The organism is Streptomyces sp. PA03-1a (assembly GCF_033792805.1).
Classification (GTDB): Bacteria; Actinomycetota; Actinomycetes; order Streptomycetales; family Streptomycetaceae; genus Actinacidiphila.
In genome coordinates this window covers 1-2,528 of record NZ_JARAVO010000446.1, presented here as the reverse complement: position 1 = coordinate 2,528, position 2,528 = coordinate 1, and the positions used below count along the sequence as shown (strand labels likewise).

The 2,528-nt window shown below is 67.2% G+C and carries 6 protein-coding genes; 4 read left to right on the top strand and 2 right to left on the bottom strand.

Translation table 11 applies throughout. From position 1 onward, the window contains the following. Positions 1–290 precede the first annotated feature (290 nt). Positions 291–722 carry a very short patch repair endonuclease gene (locus tag PV341_RS44710; protein WP_500322644.1) on the top strand — a complete coding sequence of 144 codons (432 nt, stop codon included), beginning with the start codon at positions 291–293 and terminating at the stop codon, positions 720–722. A 71-nt stretch (positions 723–793) separates the two neighbouring features. On the opposite strand, the gene PV341_RS44705 is transcribed toward PV341_RS44710, so the two are convergent. Further along, entirely contained in the window at positions 794–1,171 is a 378-nt protein-coding gene (locus tag PV341_RS44705; protein WP_500322643.1) for an ATP-binding protein, read from the bottom strand. A gap of 38 nt (positions 1,172–1,209) precedes the next feature. Between PV341_RS44705 and PV341_RS44700 the strand changes: the two genes are divergently transcribed. From PV341_RS44700 to PV341_RS44690, 3 genes are all read left to right on the top strand, one after another. Next, a complete protein-coding gene (locus PV341_RS44700) occupies positions 1,210–1,689 on the top strand; it encodes a hypothetical protein (protein WP_500360979.1) in 480 nt (159 codons plus the stop codon). An 18-nt stretch (positions 1,690–1,707) separates the two neighbouring features. Then, complete coding sequence (locus PV341_RS44695; protein WP_500360978.1) at positions 1,708–1,935, top strand: hypothetical protein; 228 nt, start codon at positions 1,708–1,710, stop codon at positions 1,933–1,935. Between the two features lie 132 nt (positions 1,936–2,067). Continuing rightward, positions 2,068–2,343, top strand: a complete 276-nt coding sequence (locus PV341_RS44690) for a hypothetical protein (RefSeq protein ID WP_500322641.1) — start codon at positions 2,068–2,070, stop codon at positions 2,341–2,343. Between the two features lie 25 nt (positions 2,344–2,368). On the opposite strand, the gene PV341_RS44685 is transcribed toward PV341_RS44690, so the two are convergent. Next, positions 2,369–2,506: a hypothetical protein gene (locus PV341_RS44685; RefSeq protein WP_500360977.1), complete on the bottom strand. Its 138-nt coding sequence runs from the start codon at positions 2,504–2,506 to the stop codon at positions 2,369–2,371. Between the last annotated feature and the right edge of the window lie 22 nt (positions 2,507–2,528).

Below are 2,528 nucleotides of genomic sequence, written 5' to 3'. Positions count from 1 at the left end.
CCTCCAAATGCCCCCGCACCTCCCGCAACACGCTCCCCTCCACCTCCCACAACGCCTCGTCCACCGCCCCGTACGGCGCCCTCCGCAACGCCTCCATCGCCTGCTCGAACCCATCCGTGACCGGCGTCTCGCTCTGCCTCATGGCCCCATGCTCCGCCCGCGGCGCGTGCGCGTCGCGCAGGACGCGCACGCGGGTCACAAGCCGGTCGAGCGCTGACGGTCGTCGGCGTCGCAAGCGGCAGAATGGGCGTGTGAGGCGTTTGGAAACGACCCCCCAGATTCGAGCCCGGATGAGCCGGCAACGCAGCCGGGACACGGGGGTGGAGATGGCGCTGCGTCGCGCCCTCCACGCCGCCGGACTGCGCTACCGCGTCCACAAGAGGCCGGTCAAAGGCGTGCGCCGCGAGGCGGACATCGTCTTCGGGCCGTCCCGAGTCGCCGTTTTCGTGGACGGCTGCTTCTGGCACGCCTGCCCGGAGCACGCGACCTGGCCCAAGAACAACCAGGAGTTCTGGCGTGCCAAGATCGAGGGCAATCGGTCCCGCGACCAGGAGACCGACGCCCGCCTCGCGGAAGCGGGTTGGCTGTCGGTGCGGGTGTGGGAGCACGAGACGGTCCAGGACGCGGTCATCCGTGTGCGTGCGGCCGTCGAAGGCCGTCGCGCCCCCGCGATGACAGTGGCCACACCCACGCCGCGCACGTCCACATCTCATTGCATCTGACGCGCAGCCTTGGGCCGGCCGCCCGGCAGCATTTTTGACGGGCCCCTGTGCCAAATCCGATACCGAGGCGCTCATCGACCGCTACGCCGACCTCCCGATCGTCTGGTGGGGGGCTTCGGGCGCGACATTCGTAGTTCCGCCCCAGGCCGCCCGCCGACGGTCCTGGCGATGTCCAGGTCCTCCTCGGACGTCCCCTTACCCTCGTCGATGACCAGCTGGCTGACCAACTGACCTCCGTCCCGGGGAATGTGGATCACCACGTCCTTGGATTCGGCGTCGATCGAGTTGTCCACCAGATCCGCGACGGCGACCTCGAACCCGAATGCGGCAACTTCGGTTGCAGGACTGTGGCTTAAAGGTTCCTGCACCACTCCCCCGAGCGACCTTGTGTCACTGGCACGCAACACCACGTATCGCCCGAATCCGATCCGCCGTTCCTGGTGCGTCACGACATCAAGAGCAGCATCGGAGGGATCCCATGGGTCGAGTGAACGCGGTGACGCGCTACGTGTCGCAGGTCGCCCTGGCCACGTCCACGGCAGTCGCAACGGTGATCAGTTTCTCGACGCCCGCGTCGGCAAGTGCCGTGGGGTACGGGAAGGTCACCGGCTTCTGCTTCGACGCGAAGGGCGTCGAACTCTGCCTGCCGACAACGTCCATCGGCCATTTCATCCAGGGCTCGGGGCGCACGATCACTCGGGAGGAAGCGTCCATCCAGGACACCCTCGGCGGTGACACGGCGGGCGGCCGCTGGTGCAACTGGCACATCGACTGGCGCTACTCCGACACGGATGGCCGCACGTACCTCGTCAGCAAGGGCCCCGTACATCAGAGCTGCGCAGACCTGAGCTCGATGGGCCGCATCGACACGACGCGACGAACGTTGAAGCACTACGGAAAGGCGTGCGCAGACTTTTTCGCCGCCGGAGCCAAGCGCGGAACCCAGTGTCACCACATCATCAAGTAGCAAGACCGGAGCACCAGAATGAGCAATGGCATGCAGTCAGCAACGCGCAGCAGGATTCTTCGCGGCGTGCTGACACTCGTAGGGAGTTACATGGTCGCGGCCATCTTCGTGCCTGTCGGCCTGGCTCTCCTCCCGGATGCCACGCAAGCCTCGTTCTCCGACGCCGAGGTCGGATGGCTGGTGTTCCTGATCGGCACCGTGATCAGCGCGCTCGTCTTTTGGGCTACAAGGTCACGCGAGCGATGACGGGGCGGCACCCCCACCGGTTCCGCTAGCCCATTCACACCAGTCCCGTGAGCAACACCCGTGAATTCGCGACTTCGTGCGCCCGTGTCGGGGACTGTGGGCGGGCGTTGAAGCACTGCGGAGGGGTCGGGCGTGACCGGCCCCCGGTGTCGCGAGATCGTCGAGGAACAGGGCGGGATCCCCATGGGCAAACAGTCGCCGAACGTGCGGTCGGGCCGGATGGTGCGGTGGGTGCTGACGGCGGGGCTCAGTTACCTGGGGGCGATGTTCGTCGTGCTCGGGTGCCTGTCGCTGCTGCCGAAGCGGACGCAGACCTCGTTGTCGGAGACCGCCGTGGGGTGGGCCGTGCTCGGGGTGAGCGTGGTGTTGTTCACGCTGTTCGCGGGGCGGAGCCGCGGGCGGTCCTGAACGCCGGTCCCGGGTACGGACGGGCTCACGCCCGCATCCACGCACGCGTGCCGAACGAGGCGCAGGAGCGGGAGGCGATGTCGGCCGCGAAGGCGAGGGCGGTGTCGAAGGCGGGTGGGGTGAGGCGGCCCCTTAAACAAAACGTACCCTCCCAAGAAAACACTTTGATTATATCGAGGGAGCGG